The organism is Rhodococcus sp. 06-462-5 (assembly GCF_002258315.1).
Lineage (GTDB): Bacteria > Actinomycetota > Actinomycetes > Mycobacteriales > Mycobacteriaceae > Rhodococcoides.
In genome coordinates this window covers 144640-163396 of record NZ_NOYD01000001.1, presented here as the reverse complement: position 1 = coordinate 163396, position 18757 = coordinate 144640, and the positions used below count along the sequence as shown (strand labels likewise).

15 protein-coding genes and 2 tRNA genes are annotated in these 18757 nt (G+C 65.1%); 12 read left to right on the top strand and 5 right to left on the bottom strand.

Features of this window, described 5'->3' with window-relative positions; all coding sequences use genetic code 11:
• Positions 1 to 145: 145 nt before the first annotated feature.
• From gyrB to CH251_RS00760, 8 genes are all read left to right on the top strand, one after another.
• Positions 146 to 2188, top strand: a complete 2043-nt coding sequence (gyrB, locus tag CH251_RS00795) for a DNA topoisomerase (ATP-hydrolyzing) subunit B (RefSeq protein ID WP_094611387.1) — start codon at positions 146 to 148, stop codon at positions 2186 to 2188.
• 68 nt (positions 2189 to 2256) lie between these two features.
• A complete protein-coding gene (gene gyrA, locus CH251_RS00790; protein ID WP_094611386.1) occupies positions 2257 to 4800 on the top strand; it encodes a DNA gyrase subunit A in 2544 nt (847 codons plus the stop codon).
• A 534-nt stretch (positions 4801 to 5334) separates the two neighbouring features.
• On the top strand, positions 5335 to 6210 hold the full coding sequence (locus tag CH251_RS27320) for a DUF3566 domain-containing protein (protein ID WP_256978738.1): 876 nt from the start codon (positions 5335 to 5337) through the stop codon (positions 6208 to 6210).
• 109 nt (positions 6211 to 6319) lie between these two features.
• Positions 6320 to 6393, top strand: a tRNA-Ile gene (locus CH251_RS00780).
• A 190-nt stretch (positions 6394 to 6583) separates the two neighbouring features.
• A tRNA-Ala gene (locus CH251_RS00775) sits at positions 6584 to 6656 on the top strand.
• Positions 6657 to 7067: 411 nt separating this feature from the next.
• Entirely contained in the window at positions 7068 to 8018 is a 951-nt protein-coding gene (locus CH251_RS00770; RefSeq protein WP_094611637.1) for an acyl-ACP desaturase, read from the top strand.
• A 205-nt stretch (positions 8019 to 8223) separates the two neighbouring features.
• Positions 8224 to 9222 (top strand): diguanylate cyclase, encoded by a 999-nt coding sequence (locus tag CH251_RS00765; RefSeq protein WP_256978736.1) that lies wholly within the window; start codon positions 8224 to 8226, stop codon positions 9220 to 9222.
• Between the two features lie 119 nt (positions 9223 to 9341).
• Positions 9342 to 10973, top strand: a complete 1632-nt coding sequence (locus CH251_RS00760) for an alpha/beta hydrolase (protein WP_094611385.1) — start codon at positions 9342 to 9344, stop codon at positions 10971 to 10973.
• On the opposite strand, the gene CH251_RS00755 is transcribed toward CH251_RS00760, so the two are convergent.
• Positions 10968 to 11348: a hypothetical protein gene (locus CH251_RS00755; RefSeq protein WP_143537935.1), complete on the bottom strand. Its 381-nt coding sequence runs from the start codon at positions 11346 to 11348 to the stop codon at positions 10968 to 10970. The genes CH251_RS00760 and CH251_RS00755 overlap by 6 nt on opposite strands.
• 94 nt (positions 11349 to 11442) lie before the next feature.
• On the opposite strand from CH251_RS00755, the gene CH251_RS00750 reads away from it, so the two are divergent.
• Together CH251_RS00750 and CH251_RS00745 are read left to right on the top strand one after the other, a co-directional pair.
• Positions 11443 to 11979, top strand: coding sequence for a peptidylprolyl isomerase (locus CH251_RS00750; RefSeq protein WP_094611383.1), 537 nt, complete (start codon positions 11443 to 11445; stop codon positions 11977 to 11979).
• A 24-nt stretch (positions 11980 to 12003) separates the two neighbouring features.
• Positions 12004 to 12933, top strand: coding sequence for a rhomboid family intramembrane serine protease (locus CH251_RS00745; RefSeq protein ID WP_094611382.1), 930 nt, complete (start codon positions 12004 to 12006; stop codon positions 12931 to 12933).
• Positions 12934 to 13054: 121 nt separating this feature from the next.
• On the opposite strand, the gene CH251_RS00740 is transcribed toward CH251_RS00745, so the two are convergent.
• Together CH251_RS00740 and crgA are read right to left on the bottom strand one after the other, a co-directional pair.
• Entirely contained in the window at positions 13055 to 13540 is a 486-nt protein-coding gene (locus tag CH251_RS00740) for a PH domain-containing protein (RefSeq protein WP_094611381.1), read from the bottom strand.
• A gap of 36 nt (positions 13541 to 13576) precedes the next feature.
• A complete protein-coding gene (crgA, locus tag CH251_RS00735) occupies positions 13577 to 13840 on the bottom strand; it encodes a cell division protein CrgA (RefSeq protein ID WP_032396997.1) in 264 nt (87 codons plus the stop codon).
• A 203-nt stretch (positions 13841 to 14043) separates the two neighbouring features.
• Here crgA and CH251_RS00730 point away from each other — a divergent pair, with 203 nt between their 5' ends.
• A complete protein-coding gene (locus CH251_RS00730; protein ID WP_094611635.1) occupies positions 14044 to 14790 on the top strand; it encodes a DUF881 domain-containing protein in 747 nt (248 codons plus the stop codon).
• Between the two features lie 13 nt (positions 14791 to 14803).
• Entirely contained in the window at positions 14804 to 15445 is a 642-nt protein-coding gene (locus CH251_RS00725; protein WP_094611634.1) for an aminodeoxychorismate/anthranilate synthase component II, read from the top strand.
• A gap of 8 nt (positions 15446 to 15453) precedes the next feature.
• On the opposite strand, the gene pknB is transcribed toward CH251_RS00725, so the two are convergent.
• Together pknB and CH251_RS00715 are read right to left on the bottom strand one after the other, a co-directional pair.
• A complete protein-coding gene (gene pknB / locus CH251_RS00720) occupies positions 15454 to 17391 on the bottom strand; it encodes a Stk1 family PASTA domain-containing Ser/Thr kinase (RefSeq protein WP_094611380.1) in 1938 nt (645 codons plus the stop codon).
• Complete coding sequence (locus tag CH251_RS00715; RefSeq protein WP_094611379.1) at positions 17388 to 18752, bottom strand: serine/threonine-protein kinase; 1365 nt, start codon at positions 18750 to 18752, stop codon at positions 17388 to 17390. Before CH251_RS00715 ends, pknB begins: the two co-directional genes overlap by 4 nt.
• Positions 18753 to 18757: the final 5 nt, after the last annotated feature.

Sequence of the window (18757 nt, the reverse complement as noted above, 5' to 3'; positions counted from 1 at the left end):
CCAGTACTATGGACCGGTACGACATCAAGCCCGGAACAAACGCATGGACCCGGGCGCGGCCGGAATCGTCTGCGTCCATCCCTGCGGTAGCACCCTGTCGGGTGTGAGCGGGGTAGTGGACGCGTAGAAGGAGAACCAGCTAACCGTGGCTGCCCAGAAGTCAGGTAACAACGAGAACAGCAAGGATTACGGCGCTTCGTCCATCACGGTCCTCGAGGGCCTGGAAGCGGTTCGTAAGAGGCCCGGTATGTACATCGGTTCCACCGGTGAACGAGGCCTGCACCACCTGATCTGGGAGGTCGTCGACAACTCCGTCGACGAGGCCATGGCCGGCTATGCCTCCACCGTCGACGTCACCATCCACGAGGACGGCAGCGTCGAGGTCAAGGACGACGGTCGAGGAATCCCCGTCGCCATGCACTCCTCCGGTGTCCCCACCGTCGAGGTCGTCATGACCCAGCTGCACGCAGGCGGCAAGTTCGACTCCGACTCCTACGCGGTCTCCGGTGGACTCCACGGTGTCGGCATCTCGGTGGTCAACGCGCTCTCCACCAAGGTCGAACTGCAGATTGCGCGCGACGGTCATCGCTACAAGCAGACCTACGACTACGCCAAGCCGAGCCCCCTCGAGACGGTCGGCGATACCGACGAGACCGGTACCACCGTGCGCTTCTGGGCTGACGGCAAGATCTTCGAGACCCTCGACTACAGCTTCGAGACCGTGCATCGTCGCCTGCAGGAGATGGCGTTCCTGAACAAGGGACTGACCATCAACTTCACCGACGAGCGAGTCGCAGCCACCGACGCCACCGAGGAAGAACTCGGTGAGACCGCCGAGGCGCCCAAGACCGCCGAGGAGGAGCAGGCCGACGCGGCCGTCGCGAAGCCGGCCAAGGTGCGCAAGCGGACCTATCACTACCCGGACGGCTTGGTCGACTTCGTCAAGCACATCAACAGGACGAAGACCGCGATCCACAACTCGGTCGTCGGCTTCACCGGCAAGGGTGAGGGCCACGAGGTCGAGATCGCCATGCAGTGGAACGCCGGGTACTCCGAGTCGGTACACACCTTCGCGAACACCATCAACACGCACGAGGGCGGAACCCACGAAGAGGGCTTCCGAACCGCGTTGACCTCCACGGTGAACAAGTACGCGCTCGAGAAGAAGCTCGTCAAGGAAAAGGACGTCAAGCTCACCGGCGACGACATTCGCGAGGGCCTTGCCGCAGTCATCTCGGTGCGGGTCGGGGAGCCGCAGTTCGAAGGGCAGACCAAGACCAAGCTCGGCAACACCGAGATTCGGTCGTTCGTGCAGAAGGCATGCAACGAGCACCTGGCGCACTGGTTCGAATCGAACCCGGCCGACGCCAAGACCATCATCAACAAGGCGGTCTCCTCCGCGCAGGCCCGAATGGCCGCACGTAAAGCGCGAGAGTTGGTGCGCCGCAAGAGCGCAACCGACATCGGTGGACTTCCCGGCAAGCTCGCCGACTGCCGCTCGAACGATCCGAGCAAGTCCGAGATCTACATCGTGGAGGGCGACTCCGCAGGCGGCTCGGCCAAGTCCGGACGCGATTCGATGTTCCAGGCGATCCTGCCGCTGCGCGGAAAGATCATCAACGTCGAGAAGGCTCGCATCGACCGCGTCCTCAAGAACAACGAGGTCCAGTCGATCATCACCGCGTTCGGCACCGGCATCCACGACGAGTTCGACATCACCAAGCTCCGCTATCACAAGATCGTGCTGATGGCCGACGCCGACGTCGACGGCCAGCACATCTCCACCCTGCTGATGACGCTGCTGTTCCGCTTCATGCGACCGCTGATCGAGCACGGCCACGTCTACCTCGCCATGCCGCCGCTGTACAAGCTGAAGTGGAGCCGCGGCGAACCAGACTTCGCCTACTCCGACCGCGAGCGTGACGGTCTGCTCGAGGCCGGCATCGCCAACAAGCGCAAGATCAACGTCGAGGACGGCGTCCAGCGCTACAAGGGCCTCGGCGAGATGAACGCCAAGGAACTGTGGGAGACCACCATGGATCCGTCGGTCCGCGTCCTGCGTCTGGTGACCCTGGACGACGCGGCGGCTGCCGACGAGCTGTTCAGCGTGCTGATGGGCGAAGACGTCTCCGCGCGTCGTAGCTTCATCGCCCGCAACGCGAAAGATGTTCGCTTTCTTGACGTTTAGTCACTTCCCTTCACGCACCGATGAGTCTTCTCGGTGCGTGAAGGTGACCGTTTCTCGAGGAGATTTGCATGTCTGACATCACCGAACCGCCGGTAGGACCCCCGCCGGGGTCGACCACCAACGCCGAGGGCGGCGACCGGATCGATCCGGTCGACATCCAGCAGGAAATGCAACGCAGCTACATCGATTACGCGATGAGCGTCATCGTCGGGCGTGCACTGCCCGAGGTGCGTGACGGACTCAAGCCGGTGCACCGCCGCGTGCTGTACGCGATGTACGACTCGGGCTTCCGCCCCGACCGCAGCTACGTCAAATCCGCACGCCCCGTTGCCGAAACGATGGGTAACTACCACCCCCACGGCGACACCTCGATCTACGACGCACTGGTGCGTCTGGCCCAGCCGTGGTCGATGCGCTACCCGCTGGTCGACGGCCAGGGCAACTTCGGCTCCCGCGGCAACGACGGCGCCGCAGCGATGCGTTACACCGAGGCTCGGCTGACCCCGCTCGCGATGGAGATGTTGCGCGACATCGACGAGGAAACCGTCGACTTCATCCCCAACTACGACGGCAAGACCCAAGAGCCGACGGTACTTCCGTCGCGCGTGCCGAACCTGTTGATGAACGGCTCCAACGGCATCGCCGTCGGTATGGCCACCAACATTCCGCCGCACAACCTGCGTGAACTGGGCGACGCGGTTTTCTGGGCCCTCGACAACTTCGAGGCCGACGAAGAAGCGACGCTCGCGGCCTGCATGGAACGCGTCAAGGGCCCCGACTTCCCGACGCACGGACTCATCGTCGGTGGCCAGGGCATCCAGGATGCGTACTCCACCGGCCGCGGTTCGATCCGCATGCGCGGCGTCGTCGAGATCGAAGAGGATTCCAACGGTCGCACCACGATCGTCATCACCGAGCTGCCCTACCAGGTCAACCCGGACAACCTGATCACCTCGATCGCCGAGCAGGTCCGAGACGGCAAGCTGTCGGGCATCTCCAAGATCGACGACGAGTCCTCCGACCGTGTCGGCATGCGCATCGTCGTCACGATCAAGCGCGACGCCGTCGCGAAGGTGGTGCTCAACAACCTCTACAAGCATTCGCAGCTGCAGACGAGCTTCGGCGCGAACATGCTCTCGATCGTCGACGGCGTTCCGCGCACGCTGCGCCTGGATCAGATGATCCGCTTCTACGTCACTCACCAACTCGACGTGATCGTTCGACGTACGCGGTATCGCCTGCGCAAGGCCGAAGAGCGCGCCCATATTCTGCGCGGCCTGGTCAAGGCTCTCGATGCGCTCGACGAGGTCATCGCGCTGATCCGGGCATCTCCGACGGTCGACGACGCGCGGCAGGGCCTGATCTCGCTGCTCGACATCGACGACATTCAGGCCCAGGCCATCCTCGACATGCAGCTGCGACGCCTCGCAGCCCTCGAGCGTCAGAAGATCATCGACGAGTTGGCCGAACTCGAACGCACCATCGCCGACCTGCAGGACATTCTGGCCAAGCCGGAGCGGCAGCGACAGATCGTGCGAGACGAGCTCGCCGAGATCGTCGAGAAGTTCGGCGACGACCGTCGTACGCGCATCATCGCCGCCGACGGGGACGTCAACGACGAGGATCTGATCGCCCGGGAGAACGTGGTCGTCACGATCACCGAGACCGGATACGCCAAGCGCACCAAGACCGATCTCTACCGCTCGCAGAAGCGCGGCGGCAAGGGAGTGATGGGCGCGGGGCTCAAGCAGGACGACATCGTCAGCAAGTTCTTCGTCTGCTCGACGCACGACTGGATCCTGTTCTTCACCACCAAGGGTCGCGTCTACCGGGCCAAGGCCTACGAACTGCCCGAGGCGAACCGAACCGCCCGCGGTCAGCACGTTGCGAACCTGCTCGCCTTCCAGCCGGACGAACGCATCGCGCAGGTCATCCAGATCAAGACCTACGAGGATGCGCCGTACCTGGTGCTCGCCACCAAGGGCGGTCTGGTCAAGAAGTCGCGTCTGACCGACTTCGACTCCAACCGCAGCGGCGGCATCGTCGCGGTCAACCTGCGCGGCGAGGACGAGTTGGTCGGGGCCGTTCTCGCGTCCTCGGACGACGATCTACTGCTGGTCTCGGCACAGGGTCAGTCCATCCGGTTCTCTGCCACCGACGAGGTGTTGCGTCCGATGGGTCGTGCCACCTCGGGTGTGCAGGGCATGCGCTTCAACGGCGAGGACGCGTTGCTCTCGCTGAACGTCGTGAGCGAGAACAAGTTCTTGCTGGTCGCCACCTCGGGTGGATACTCCAAGCGCACCGCGATGGAGGACTACCCCCAGCAGGGCCGCGGCGGAAAGGGAGTGCTGACAATTCAGTACGACCCGAAGCGTGGCACGCTGGTAGGAGCTCTCATCGTCGACGACGAGGACGAGCTGTACGCCATCACGTCCAGTGGTGGTGTAATCCGGACCGCTGCCAAGCAGGTCCGGAAGGCCGGCCGACAGACCAAGGGCGTGCGGTTGATGAATCTCGGTGAAGGCGACACACTGCTCGCGATCGCGCGCAACGCCGACGAGATCGAACCGGATGCTCTGGGCACCGAAGACGATGCAGCGAAGGAGTCGTAAGTGAGCACTCCCAACCGGCCTGGTAGCAGGCCCGGCCCCAGCGGTGGACCGGACAGCCGGGCTGAGCAGCCCGCGCGTCCCGCGCCGCCCGAGGGAGCTCGCCCGGGCAACCGCCCGCAGCCGGCCACTCGTCCCGCGCCCGCCGCGGGCCGTGGTCCAGCCCCGCAGGGAGGTGCTCGCCCTCCGATGCGACCGGCACAGGGTGCTCCGAACGGTCCGGCACGTCCGACTCAGGGACCCCCGCCCCCACAGCGACCGTCTGCACCTCAGGGACCGCCTGCACCTCAGGGACCGCCGCCTCAGGCTCCTTCGGGGGCCACCAAGCAGGGACCGACTGCGCCTCGGCAGGGCCAGGCTCCTGCCGGTCCGCCGCAGCCGCCCCAGGGTCCTGGCCGTCCGGCCGGCCCTGGTCAGCAACCGACCGGCCGGCCCAACGGTGGTCCGCCGCCGAACGGACAGCCGCCGCAGCGGCAGGCTCCTGCCGGTCAGCCTCCGCGTCAGGCAGCCCCGCAGCCCTCGGCACCCGACGAGACCGTGCGCAGTTCTGAGGTATCGGCCGAGTCGACCGCTACCGGTGATGCGTCCCGTGCGCCGGAGGCCGCTCGGGGTCAGGATCAGGCCGGTCCGGCAGCGACTCAGGCGATGCCGGCCCAACAGAACGACGGTCCGCACGGTGGCTCAGGAACGCCGCCCTGGCAGCGTGGAGCCGGTCAGCGTCCCGCATCGCAGGGAACGGACGATCGGCAGCAGCCGCAGAACCAGCCGCAGACCAACCTCTCCGGACGCGGTGCGGCACTGCCTCCGAATGCAGAGTTCGATCGATCGGCTCGTACTGCCGCCGAGCCGATCCAGCGCGAATCGACCGAGGACAAGACCGAACGGCGAGAAGCCGCTCGGTCGAAGGCTGCGGGCATCGACGGACCGACACGGCACATCGAACGCAAGGATCTGGCGAAGGACATGCCGGATCTGTCTGCCGTGCGGCACCCGGAGCCGTCCCTGTCCGAGCGTGCGGCTCCTGCGGCCATCACGGCCGTGCCCAGTGCCGACGGCGATCCGCTGCGGGCGACCATCCAGATCCGCAAGATCGATCCGTGGTCGACTCTCAAGATCGCGCTCGTGATCGCGGTGTCACTGTTCTTCGTGTGGATGGTGTCGGTCGGCCTGCTGTACGCCGTGCTCGACGGCATGGGCGTCTGGGAACGTCTCAACAGTGCGTTCACCGAGATCGTCAACGAATCCGGCGGCGGCGGACTCGTCAGTGCCGGGCAGGTATTCGGCTACGCGGCGGTGATCGGTGTGATCAATGTCGTACTCTTCACTGCTCTGACCACCATCGGCGCCTTCATCTACAACCTGTCGTCGGACCTGGTCGGTGGCGTCGAAGTGACACTGGCAGACCGCGACTGACCTGCACCATCGAGAGCCGTATCGGGCCGTTTTGGAAGACAGCGGCCCGATACGGTAATCTCATCCCTCGGTTCGAGGAGAGGTTTTCTTCGGTCCGAAGTAGTGATGAGGGCCTATAGCTCAGGCGGTTAGAGCGCTTCCCTGATAAGGAAGAGGTCGGAGGTTCAAGTCCTCCTAGGCCCACACCGAACGAACGAAAAGAGGCAGGACGTGAAAATCCTTCTTCTGGTCGCATCGGCGGTGATTGCAGTGCTGACACTATCGAAGGTGCGCTCGCAGCGCAGCGCAGACGGCGTCTGGCACAGCATCCCCACCGCGTGATAATCGCTCGGAGTGGACGTGTAAGGTTCGTCTACGATCAACGGCAACACCCGGGGCCTTAGCTCAGTTGGTAGAGCGCTGCCTTTGCAAGGCAGATGTCAGGAGTTCGAATCTCCTAGGCTCCACAATAAAAAGGACGTCCACTTCGGTGGGCGTCCTTTTTTGTGTCCCCAGCCGGCCCCCCAAGTCCACTCGATGTGACATTGACCCCCCAAAAGTCCACTCGACGTGACATTGAGTGCACTCGAGTGCCAGCAGTTCCGGAGCGGATTCGGCGGACCGGTTGTGATTGGACCCAAGCCGCTCTGTGCTTCGGCGCCCACATATCCAGACAGTCGTCGGTTCTGTGTCGTATCGGTGGATCGGTCCTTAGCGTGGTCGGTGTGCAATGCACGTCGGTTCTCGGATCGGCGTGAACGGTCGCGACGGCGCACCGCAGGGGGGTGTGCCGTCGTTCGATCGCGGCGGGCGGTGTTCGCCACTGTCTCGAATCGGTTGGCGATTCGGGCATCTCGAATCTCGAAGGAGTCCCGCAGATGACGCGTGTTCTCGATCATGAAGAGCTGTTGACGGAACTCGACGGCACGCTGGAAGCCAATTTGAATCGCCATCTGTCGATGGCGAAGGAATGGCATCCACATGATTACGTTCCGTGGGATCTGGGTCGGAACTTTGCGGCGATGGGTGGACAGGACTGGTCTCTCGAGCAGTCGTCGTTGTCGGAACTGGCTCGCACGGCGATGATCACCAATTTGCTCACCGAAGACAATTTGCCGTCGTATCACCGGGGGTTGGCAGACAACTTCTCGTTGGACGGTGCTTGGGGCACGTGGGTGGGGCGCTGGACTGCGGAAGAGAATCGCCACGGCATCGTCATGCGCGACTATCTGGTGGTGACCCGTGCGGTCGACCCCGTGGAGTTGGAGCGGGCTCGAATGCACCACATGACGGTGGGTATCGATGCGCCGATGGACGGCGCAAATTTTCTGCATTCGGTGGCGTACGTGACGTTTCAGGAGTTGGCGACGCGGGTGTCGCACCGAAACACGGGGTTGGCGTGCGGAGATCCGGTGGCGGATCGAATGTTGGCTCGTGTTGCCGCGGACGAGAACCTGCACATGATCTTCTACCGGAACCTCGGGGAGGCGTCGCTGGATCTGGTGCCCGATCAGATGGTCCGAGCCATCACCGATGTCGCCACCGACTTCCAGATGCCCGGTCTGAACATGCCCAATTTCCGCAAGAACGCGATGACCTTGGCCAAGCATGGGATCTACGATCTTCGGCAGCATCTGGACGAGGTGTTGATGCCTGTCCTGCGCAAGTGGAAGATCTTCGAGCGCGACGATTTCACGGGTGAGGGCGAGCGGGATCGCGATCGGCTGGCAGCGTTCGTCGAAGACTTGGCAGTCAAGGCGACCAAGTTCGAGGAGTCTCGCGATCGACTGCTCGCCAGGGAAGCAGCGCGCGCCGAGAAGGCGTCCTGACCTGCTGCGCCTTCGCTGGCCAGAGTCGTGATCACGTCTCGGAGGTGTTAGAGTCCGGGCATCGTTGGGTCATGTGAGGCGATGGCCGTAGTGCGTGGGGAGGGCCGATGGTGCCTGGGGGGTATCGGGTGAGTGGTGGCGTTTCTGTCGGTGAACGCTGCCTCCAGTCGGCCGAATCATGGTCCAGCACGGTTGGAATCGACCGGTGAGCCGGCCCAGGTTCGACGAGTCCGGCCGCATGCTCGCGGTCTTCGCGGCGGTCACCACAGTTCTCTACGCTGCCAGCGCGATAGCGTCGTGGTCGAATCTGACCGGCGCGCAGCAGGTTCTGGCCGCGTTGGCTCTGCTCCTGGGTCCGGCGGCGATCGTGGTGCTGGCGAGGGCGGGTGTGCCGAGCCCCAAACACGCGGTGGGATTGGCGACCGCGTTGTCGGTGATGGCACTCGCCTGTGCGCTGGGGAGCAGCGACACCATGCCGGCATTCTTGATCTGCGTCCAGGCGGCCATGTTCCTCGGCATGCACATCGGTGCGTTCTGGTCCGAACGCAGTGCAGGCATTTGGGTTGCGGTGCTTGCTGTTTCGGCGGTCATCGGAGCGGCGATCGCGCCGTACGGAACACCGTTCATCAGTTACATCCTCGTGGCGCTCGGCATCGTCGGTGCGACGGAGGTGTTCGGCGTCTTCGCGCGTCGAATGCGTTATTCCGCGACACACGACGCTCTGACCGGTCTGCTGAACAGGTTCGGGTTCGAGTCCAAGATCGAGAAGATGCTGCCGGCATGTGCTGCTCGTGGATTGTCGGTCAGCCTTGCCGTGCTCGACCTGGACAATTTCAAGGAGATCAACGACGAGTACGGCCATATTGCCGGTGACGTCCTGCTCGCCCGGGTCTCGAAGGCCTGGAAGGGGCAGTTGACCAGACGGGATGTTCTCGGTCGGCTCGGCGGAGACGAATTCGTGCTGTTCATGCCGGGGGTTCTCGAGAAGGAGGCCTGGCAGATCATCGAGCGACTGCGCCGCGCTCATCGCGCGGAATGGAGCGTTGGATTGGCCTGCATGCCCGCTGGTCGCCGCTGGGGTGAAATCTATCGGGCAGCCGACGCCGATCTGTACCGGGCGAAGCGAAGCCGGCCGCCGAGGACGACTCGGCCGTCCGATCCCGACGCCGGTCGCAGCGGCCCGATTCGCAAGATTGCCCAGTAGCGCTCGGGCGAAGCATGCTTGATCCCCAGATTTCATCCACAGGCTGGGGATAGATTTCCCGGAGCGGTGTCCTTCTCGCGTTGACTCGTCGACAACGACGATGCTGCGGGGGATACGCGATGGTCACTCTCGACGAGTTCAGGTCATGGGACAGCCGAGTGTTGGTGACCGCGTCCGAAGCCCTGATGCGGCGGTGGCGTGAAGTGGCTGCCGTACACGATGCGGTAGCGGACGAGGTCGTGGGCAAGGGGTGGGACGGTCCCGCGGCCGAGGTGGCACGGGAGGCGATGAGACGCCTCCGGTCCGATCTGGGAGATGCCGCAGCCGAGTTGCTCCGAATCGCGAGATGCACCGCGGATGCCTCGATCGACATGCAGAGTCTGCTCGCTGCCCTCCGCTCGGTGGAGCAGACGGCAGCGGACGAACGGTTCGTGGTCGAATCCGACGGCTCGGTGTCCGACGCTGCAGCGTCGTATTCGGTTGCGCTCGTGGATCTGTGGTCGACGATGCGAGAGCGGCGGCGGTGTCGTGAGGAGCTCGCCGAGCGAATCGCGCAGCTGATTCGTACGGCCACGGACTTCGACGACATCCTTGCTCGACGCCTCGCCGGGGGAACCTCCGCAGCCTCCGTTGCGACGGCAGTTGCGGCTTCGGTGCCGCGCGACGGATCACCGGCGGCCAATGCTGCCTTCTGGAGCGCGCTCTCGCCTGCCGCACGCACCAGGCTGCTCGTCGAACAGCCGGCGCTGATCGGCAATCTCGACGGCCTGCCTGGTCGGGTGCGAGACGGTGCCAACCGTCGCGTGTTGGCCGCCGAGCGTATCCGCCTCCGCGCCGTCGAAGCCGAACTACAGAAAGAGTTGGCGGACAACGTGTTCGGCGGGCTCTTCAGTGACGCCGATGCCGGACTCGAACAGACTCGCACACGGCTGGCATCACTCGATGCGATCGACGCGACGCTGGCGCAGGGGGCTCGGCAGCTTCTGGTCCTCGACAATTCCTCGTACGAGGAGACGATGGCGGCCGTAGCGGTCGGCGACGTCGACACGGCGACCCATGTCGCCGTGTTCGTGCCCGGTCTCGGCTCGACTGTGCACGGACATCTTCTCCGCTACGACGGCGATATGGAGAACGTCGAAAATGCTGTGCAGCAACTTGTTTCACAGGATCCACCGGAGTCTGCGGCTGCGGTGACCTGGCTGGACTACCAGGCCCCACAGCTGGGGTGGAGCTTGCTCGATCCGGACAGGACCGTGGTCTCGGAGGCGGCCGCGCGGGCGGGAGCGGATCGACTTGTTCCGTTCCTGGACGGCCTCGACGCCGCGCGTGCGAGCGATCCGCATCTGTCGGTGTTGGCCCACTCGTACGGATCCCTCACCGCGGCATCTGCGCTCCGAGGCGACACCGGGGTCGACGAGTTCGTGGCTCTCGGATCACCGGGACTCGGCACACACAGCGTCGCAGATCTGCAGATTGCCGTCGGACACGTGTTCGCGGCGGAAGCCGAGGGCGATATCGTCGCCGACCTGGGTGCGTTCGGCCGTGATCCGGGTGCGCTCGACGGAGTCACTCTGATGTCCACCGAGCCCTCTGATCAAACCGTTGGCTCGATCGGGCACAGCGACTATCTCACCGAGGGCTCCACCAGCGGACACAACACGGCCTTGGTCGTCGCCGACCGCAGCGCGGAGGCCGTGACCAGAACGAGGCCGGGTCTGCTCGATCTGTTGCAGAAGGTTCTGTACCTATGACGGCGTGTCGTCGTAGTCGGCCAGGCTCGGCGGAACGTCGGCGGGCGGGGGCACCTCGTTCCGACGGCGACCGAGGAAGAACACGACACTTCCGACGACGGCAGCAGCGGCACCGAACACCAGGATTCGCCGGGTCCGACGTGATCCTGAGTCGGCCGTGACCAGCGCTCGAGTGCGATTCGCTTCGGCAATACGTTCCGCGGTCACTGCCCGGCGCTCCGCAGCTTGTTTGCGGGCCAGCCCGTAGCCCTTCCTGGCCAACAGCAGGCCCACCCCGGCCGGGCCCTTGCTCGCGGCGGATGCGGCCCCGAGCAGCGCGGACGCTGCGGTACCGGTGGTCGACCGACCCTGGTCGGACTTCCTTGTGCTCGTCATACCCTCACTGTTCCACAACACGGCCCCGCCGAACCCTCCCGAGACACCCGGCTCGATGCCCGTTGTGAACTGCCCGATCACCCGAGATGGCACGATGGAGGGCGTGACTTCACCAAACAAGACCCAAACGGCCACGCTGCACACCAACCGCGGCGACATCGTCATCGAACTGTTCGGCAATCACGCCCCCAAGACCGTCGCGAACTTCGTCGGTCTCGCGGACGGATCCAAGGAGTACACGACGCAGAACGCGTCGGGTTCCAAGACCGGACCGTTCTACGACGGCGCGGTCTTCCACCGCGTCATCGACGGCTTCATGATCCAGGGCGGCGACCCCACCGGCACCGGTGCAGGCGGACCGGGCTACAAGTTCGAGGACGAGTTCCACCCGGAGCTCTCCTTCGATCGCCCGTACCTGCTGGCCATGGCGAACGCCGGCCCCGGCACCAACGGTTCGCAGTTCTTCATCACCACCGGCAAGACCCCGCACCTCAACCGCAAGCACTCGATCTTCGGTGAGGTCACCGACGAGGCGTCGAAGAAGGTTGTCGACGCGATCTCGAGCACGCAGGTCGGTCGCGGAGATCGCCCGGTGGACGAGGTTGTCATCAACAACGTCACCATCTCCTGATCTGACCGAAGGACTTTCGACAAGATGACGAACCCCGGCTGGGGTGGCGCGTACGGCGACCAGCCCAACCCACCCCAGTCGGTGTGCGTCCGACATCCCGATCGCCCCACCGGCCTTGCTTGTTCGCGCTGCGGCCGACCGGCGTGCCCACAATGTCTGCAGGCCGCCGCCGTCGGGCAGCACTGCGTCGATTGCGTGCGCGAGGGCAACAAGAACGTCCGCACTGCGCAGACCGTCGCCGGTGCACCGATGGCACGATCCGCCAAGACCCCGCTGACGTACGCCCTCATTGCCGTCAACGTGATCGTTTACGCCATCACCGTGGCGCAGTCCGGCGATCCGATGAACAACACTTCCGGATCCGCGCTCGCGCGCAGCTGGGCTCTCAACAGCTTGCTCGTCTCCGACGGCGACGTGTTCCGGCTGATCGGCAGCGGCTTCGTCCACTACGGGCCGATACACCTGCTCGTGAACATGTTCGCGCTGTACATCATCGGCCGTGACGTCGAACTCGTGCTCGGCCGGACCCGCTACCTGGTCGTCTACTTCCTCTCGCTCCTCGGTGGAAGCGCGTCGGTGATGCTGCTGGAGAACCCACTGGCACTCACCGTCGGCGCGTCCGGTGCCGTCTTCGGTCTCCTCGGTGCACAGGCCGTCATCCTGCTGCGGCTCAAGCGAAGCCCGGCACCCATCCTCATCGTCATCGCGGTGAACATCTTCATCAGCATCTCGATCCCCAGCATCTCGCTGTGGGGACACATGGGCGGACTCGTCGCCGGAGCCGCCGCCACCGCCGGTCTGGTGTTCCTGTCCCACCGAACCCCAGACACGGGACAACAGCGAACCATGGCCGGCGTGTCCATGGCCTGGCTCTCGGTGATCGCCGTCGCTCTGGTGTCACTCGGAATCATCGCAATCCGAGTACTGGACCTGCGCGCCCAGATGGGCCTCTAGCAAGTCCGCTTGCCCGCCCACCGCCGACCGCTGACCCCAGACCCGGAGTCCACTCGATGTGACATTGACCCCCCAAAAGGTCACTGAATGTCACATTGAGTAACCCTCGGGGCCCGGGAGCTCAGGAGTCGCGTGGCACCAGACCGTGGATTTCGAGTGCGTCGAACACGTCTCGCGGGTCGGTACCGAGGTCCCATCTGCCGAAGATGATCAGTCGGTCGTCGTCTTCACCGGGTGGGCGGATGTCGAGTTCGAGCATCGGTACTCGTCGGCCCAGTCGCGGGTATTTCACTATTTTGACGCGCACGATGTCGGCGGGTGTGTAGGTGCGTACGCCGCCGAGGCGTTTCATCACGAGGGACCCGTCGTGGGCGATGGCCAGTCGGGGGCGTTGGGCGGCGGCGAGTGCGGCGATGATCCACATTCCGACGGCTGCGAGCCCGACGAGGAATGTTCCGGCTGCGTCGGTGGAGGAGAGTGCGGCTCCGATTGCGAGGGCGATTCCGCCTGCGACCAGCGCTGCGACGGCGGCGAGGGGCGTCGCCCAGTGCTGTTCGTACACACCCTGTGGATTGTTCGTAGAGTTATCCACAGGGTTTATCCACATTGGGGATGAATGACATCGGTGTAACTCGGTCGGCTCTCAGCGCCACCGCATGGTCATCACGAGTCCGACGACCATGAACCCGAAGCCGATCAGGAAGTTGTAGGCACCGAGGTTTCCGATGAAGGCGATGTCCTCGGAAGCGAGGTAGTAGACGATCAGCCACAGCAGCCCGACCAGCATGAATCCCAGCATCAGCACCACGTACCAGACCGGTGACGGACCGGCGTTGACCTTCACCGGCGTACGGTTCGCCGGGTTGATCGTGTAGTCGTTCTTCTTCCGTACCTTCGACTTCGGCATTGCTTCCTCTTCGTGTTCGTGACGGCCCGCGGCACTGCGGCCGTACCTGTGGACAACTGATGATTGGAACCTGTGGATCAGCGGGTGCCGCGTATCCCCAGGCTATTGTCACCTCGAGGACCGTGACGGTCACCGACCCGGTTGCTGTACACGCTAACGCAGGTGAGCCCAGCAGCGACCCACCGGACAAATTGCGAGCACCCGTGACACGACGATCGACCGCCCCCACCGACACCCGCTGGTGGGTGCTCGCCGTCGCCGTGTGCGCTGTCGTCGGTCTGCTGCTGGGCACCACCAGGCATGTGTCGGACGGCACCGAGTTGCGCGGCGGAGACACCACCCGGCTCGCAGATCTGGTCGACGCGGCCCAACGCAGCAGTGACGATGCACAGCGGAGCCGGGACACGCTCGAGCAGCAGGTCGAGTCCATTCAGCAGCGCACTGCGACGGGGGACACCGAGGTTGCCGACGCGTTGGTGCGTATCGATTCCCTGGCCGACGCGGCGGGACGCGAACCCGCGTCCGGCGGGGGCGTGACCGTCACGATGGCCGACGCCCCCCGTGGACCGGACGGCTCGTATGCATCCGACGCGTCCGTCGACGATCTGGTGGTGCATCAGGTCGATGTTCAGAGCGTGCTCAACGCGTTGTGGTCCGGCGGCGCGTCGGCGATCGCGATGCAGGACCAGCGGCTGGTGGCCTCGTCGGCTCCGCGGTGCATCGGGAACACCCTTCTGCTCGGCGGGCGGACGTACAGTCCGCCGTACGTGATGACGGCGATCGGGGATTCGGATCGGCTGCGCGCGGCGTTGAAGAACGAGCCCGGTGTGCGGTTGTACGAGCAGTACGCGCTGCGATACGGCCTCCGCTACGACGTCGCAGCGTCGGAGGACCTCTCGGTGCCCGCGTACGCCGAATCGGTGCGCATGCGGTATGCACAGCCTCGCTGAGTACGCTGTCCGCATGCGTATTCTCGTCGTCGACAACTACGACAGCTTCGTCTTCAACCTCGTCCAGTACCTGGGCCAGTTGAATACCGATGTCGAGGTCTGGCGCAACGACGACGAACGACTCACCGACCGTGACGCGGTCGCGAGTCGGTTCGACGGCATTCTGCTCAGCCCGGGACCGGGCACGCCGCAACGCGCAGGTGCCACGATGGATCTCGTCTCGGCCAGCGCTCGCACGAAGACGCCCCTGCTCGGGGTCTGTCTGGGGCATCAGGCGATCGGCGCAGCGTTCGGTGCGACGGTGGAGAAAGCCCCGGAGCTGCTGCACGGTAAGACCAGCCTGGTGCACCATTCGGGCGTCGGAGTTCTCGAGGGGATGAACGAGCCCTTCACCGCCACTCGCTACCACTCGCTGACCGTCCGAGAAGACACGATCCCGGCCGAACTCGAGATCATCGGGCGCACCGAATCCGGTCTGGTGATGGCCATGAGGCACACCGAACTACCGATTCACGGCGTCCAGTTCCACCCGGAGTCCATCCTCACCGAGGGCGGACACCGCATGCTGGCGAACTGGCTCACCGTCTGCGGGATGCCCACCGATGCCGGCCTGATCGCCAAGCTCGAAGCTCAGGTCGCCGAAGCCTTCGCCTGAGCTACCGACTAGCCGGTGGGAATCCCCAGCGCCCCGATGCTCACGGTGATGGTGTCGGTCTTGCTGATCTCCGAGCCCGCCGGCTGAGTCTGGTTGACGATTCGCCCGACCATCAGGGGATCGAGCGTCGACTCCCGCGACGTCGACAGATTCGACGCAGTTCCGGTCCATCCTGCCGATTCCAGCGCTGTCAGAGCCTGAGCTTCGGTGAGGCCGGACAGGTCCGGCATCGGGATCTTGTCTCCGTTGGAGACCCGCAACGTCACGACGGTGTTCTCGGCGACGTTGGCACCACCGGCGGGGTCCGTCGAGACGACCTGTCCCACCGGCGAACTGGAGTCGATGTTCTGGATCTGGACACGGAGCCCGGCACCCTCGACGTTCGGCTGCGCGACGTCGACGAGCTGGCCGACGACGTTGGGCATCCGTACCTGCGCCGGCCCCGAACCGAGCGTGATGCGAACCTGCGAGTCGGCGTTCATGCTCACGCCCGAGGACGGGTTCTGCTCGACGACCTTGTCGAGGTTCTCCGGCGTGGACGGCGCACGGGCGACGGTGGGATCGAGTTCGAGGCCTACCTCGTTCAAGGCGTCCGACGCCTCCTGTTGCGTTCGGCCGGTCAGCCGCGGAACCTGCACCTGCTGAGGGCCCGAGGAGACGTCGAGCTGAATGTCACCTGGCGATTCGGTCTGTGACCCTGCCGCCGGGTTCGTGCCGATCGCGGAACCCTCGGGAACCGACGCATCCGGCCTCTCCTGCACGGTGACGCGCAGGCCGACGTTCTCGAGTTCCCGCTGGGCCTCGTCCGCGACCAGTCCGGCGACGGACGGCACGGTGACGGACGCGGGTTCCGCGCCGGGACCGAGGGACCACAGAAAGGCTCCGACGATCGCGACGACGATGATCGACGCAGCCGAGATCAGCGCGATCTTGAGGCCTCGACGGTTCCTCGGTTCGTCCTCGGGTTCGGCGTGCCTGGACGCACGGGGTGCGGCGGCGACCGCAGCCGGTGTGTCCTTGCCGGAGAAGTCGGCCTGACGTGAGTCGACCGATCCGAGGATCGTGGTGCGGTCCTCGTCGTTCATGACCATCGGTGCGCTCGGGCGTTGACCTCCGAGTACCCGGACCAGGTCGGTACGCATCTCGGCGGCGCTCTGGTAGCGGTTGGCGGGGTTCTTGGCCATCGCCTTGAGGATGATCGAGTCGAGTTCGCGAGGCACCGTGTCGTTGACCAGCGACGGCAGCTGAGGATCCTCGCGCACGTGCTGGTAGGCGACGGCGACGGGTGAATCACCCTTGAACGGCGGCTCGCCGGTGAGGATCTCGAACAGCACACAGCCGAGCGAGTAGACGTCCGATCGAGCGTCGACCTGTTCGCCGCGGGCCTGCTCGGGTGAGAGATATTGAGCGGTCCCGATGACGGCCGCGGTCTGGGTCATGGGTGAGGAGGAATCGGCGATGGCGCGCGCGATGCCGAAGTCCATCACCTTCACCGCGCCCGCGTTGTTGATCATGATGTTCGCAGGTTTGACGTCGCGGTGCACGATTCCGTTGCGGTGGCTGAAATCGAGTGCAGCACAGACGTCGGCGATGACCTCCATGGCTCGACGCGGCGCCATGGGCCCTTCGGCGCGCACGATGTCGCGCAGGGTGTCGCCGTCGACGTATTCCATGACGATGAACGGGAGCGGACCGGCTTCGGTCTCGGCTTCACCGGTGTCGTACACGGCGACGATGGCGGGGTGGTTCAGTGCGGCTGCGTTCTGGGCTTCGCGGCGGAAGCGCAGGTAGAACGTGGGGTCGCGAGCGAGATCGGCACGCAGGACCTTGATGGCGACGTCGCGATCGAGCCGCGTGTCACGTGCCAGATGAACCTCGGACATACCGCCGAAACCGAGTATCTCGCCCAGCTCGTAGCGAGAGGACAGCGTACGGGGAGTCGTCATGGTTGTCCTCGAGGATCTTGCTGGAATGGAATCTCGATCAGCGGCCGTCTCGTCGTCGTCTCCGTGGGCTCCGCCGAGGTCGTCGTGGTTTCCTCGGTGGTCGTCGGCTCCTGCGTGGTCGTCGTCGTGGTCGTGGTGGTTTCCTCGGTGGTGGTGGTCTCTTCGGTGGTCGTCGTGGGTTCGGTCGTCGTGGTCGTGGTGGTGGTCGGCTGCGTGGTGGTGGTGGTCGGCGGCACGAACGGCGTCGGCGTGTCGTCCCTGCCTCCGGTCAACAGCACGTAGCCGCCGATGAGGATGGCGAGAAGCAGCAGTCCGGCACCGCCCCAGGCGAGGGCTTTCTGTGCCGACGACATTCCGGTGGCCTCGGGGACTGCGGCGGCAGCCGTTCCGGTGGCCGGTCCGCGGTACTCGCGCTGCGATGTCGGCATCATCTGGGTGCTCGACGGCGGCGCAGGGCTGGGAACTACGCCCGGCATCATGACCCGGCCGGTGCCCGTACCGCGGGAGTTTCCGGGTGCGGGCGGGCGACGGCCGGCGCGGACTGCGGCGACGGCGTCGGCGAACTCTCCACCGTTGGCGTAGCGCGCGGCCGGGTCCTTGACCATCGTGATCTCGATGAGTTCGCGTACGGCCGGGGGCAGATCGAGTGGCATGGGGGCAGGCATCTCGCGGACGTGCTTCATGGCCACGGTCAGCGCGCCGTCGCCCACGAAGGGCCGCGTGCCCGCGAGCACTTCGTATCCGACGACTCCGAGCGAGTAGACGTCGGAAGCCGAGGTGGCCTCCTCGCCGAGTGCCTGTTCGGGGGCGATGTACTGCGCTGTGCCCATGACCATTCCGGTCTTGGTGACCGGGGACGCGTCGACCGCTTTGGCGATGCCGAAGTCGGTGATCTTGACCTGCCCGGTGGGGGTGATCAGGATGTTGCCGGGCTTGACGTCGCGGTGGACGACGCCTGCGGTGTGCGCGATTTGCAGGGAACGGCCGGTCTGCTCGAGCATGTCGAGGGCGTGGCCGAGCGGCAACCGGGACATGCGACCCAACACGGCGTTGAGCGGTTCACCGTTGACCAGTTCCATCACCAGGTAGGCCAGCGATTCGCCCGCGCCGTCGCGGGTCTCGCCGTAGTCGTAGACCCCGGCGATTCCGGGGTAGTTCAGTTGCGCAGTGGTGCGTGCCTCGAACCTGAAGCGCTGCAAGAATTCCGGGTCCTCGGAGAACTCGGCCTTGAGTACCTTGACCGCCACGCGGCGATCGAGGCGGTTGTCCATAGCTTCCCACACCTGCCCCATACCGCCGGTGGCGATGAGGCGCAGAAGTCGATAGCGCTGCGCGATGACAGCCCCGTTGCTCAATGGCACCTTAC

What these genes read in the sequence shown, in the direction of transcription:
- CH251_RS00750 (WP_094611383.1), top strand. Translation starts at nt 11,443, where the DNA reads ATGGAGGGCGTGACTTCACCAAACAAGACCCAAACGGCCACGCTGCAC.
- CH251_RS00760 (WP_094611385.1), top strand. Translation starts at nt 9,342, where the DNA reads ATGGTCACTCTCGACGAGTTCAGGTCATGGGACAGCCGAGTGTTGGTG.
- CH251_RS00770 (WP_094611637.1), top strand. Translation starts at nt 7,068, where the DNA reads ATGACGCGTGTTCTCGATCATGAAGAGCTGTTGACGGAACTCGACGGC.
- crgA (WP_032396997.1), bottom strand. Translation starts at nt 13,840, where the DNA reads ATGCCGAAGTCGAAGGTACGGAAGAAGAACGACTACACGATCAACCCG.
- pknB (WP_094611380.1), bottom strand. Translation starts at nt 17,391, where the DNA reads ATGACGACTCCCCGTACGCTGTCCTCTCGCTACGAGCTGGGCGAGATA.
- gyrA (WP_094611386.1), top strand. Translation starts at nt 2,257, where the DNA reads ATGTCTGACATCACCGAACCGCCGGTAGGACCCCCGCCGGGGTCGACC.
- CH251_RS00740 (WP_094611381.1), bottom strand. Translation starts at nt 13,540, where the DNA reads ATGTGGATAAACCCTGTGGATAACTCTACGAACAATCCACAGGGTGTG.
- CH251_RS00725 (WP_094611634.1), top strand. Translation starts at nt 14,804, where the DNA reads ATGCGTATTCTCGTCGTCGACAACTACGACAGCTTCGTCTTCAACCTC.
- CH251_RS00745 (WP_094611382.1), top strand. Translation starts at nt 12,004, where the DNA reads ATGACGAACCCCGGCTGGGGTGGCGCGTACGGCGACCAGCCCAACCCA.
- CH251_RS00755 (WP_143537935.1), bottom strand. Translation starts at nt 11,348, where the DNA reads ATGACGAGCACAAGGAAGTCCGACCAGGGTCGGTCGACCACCGGTACC.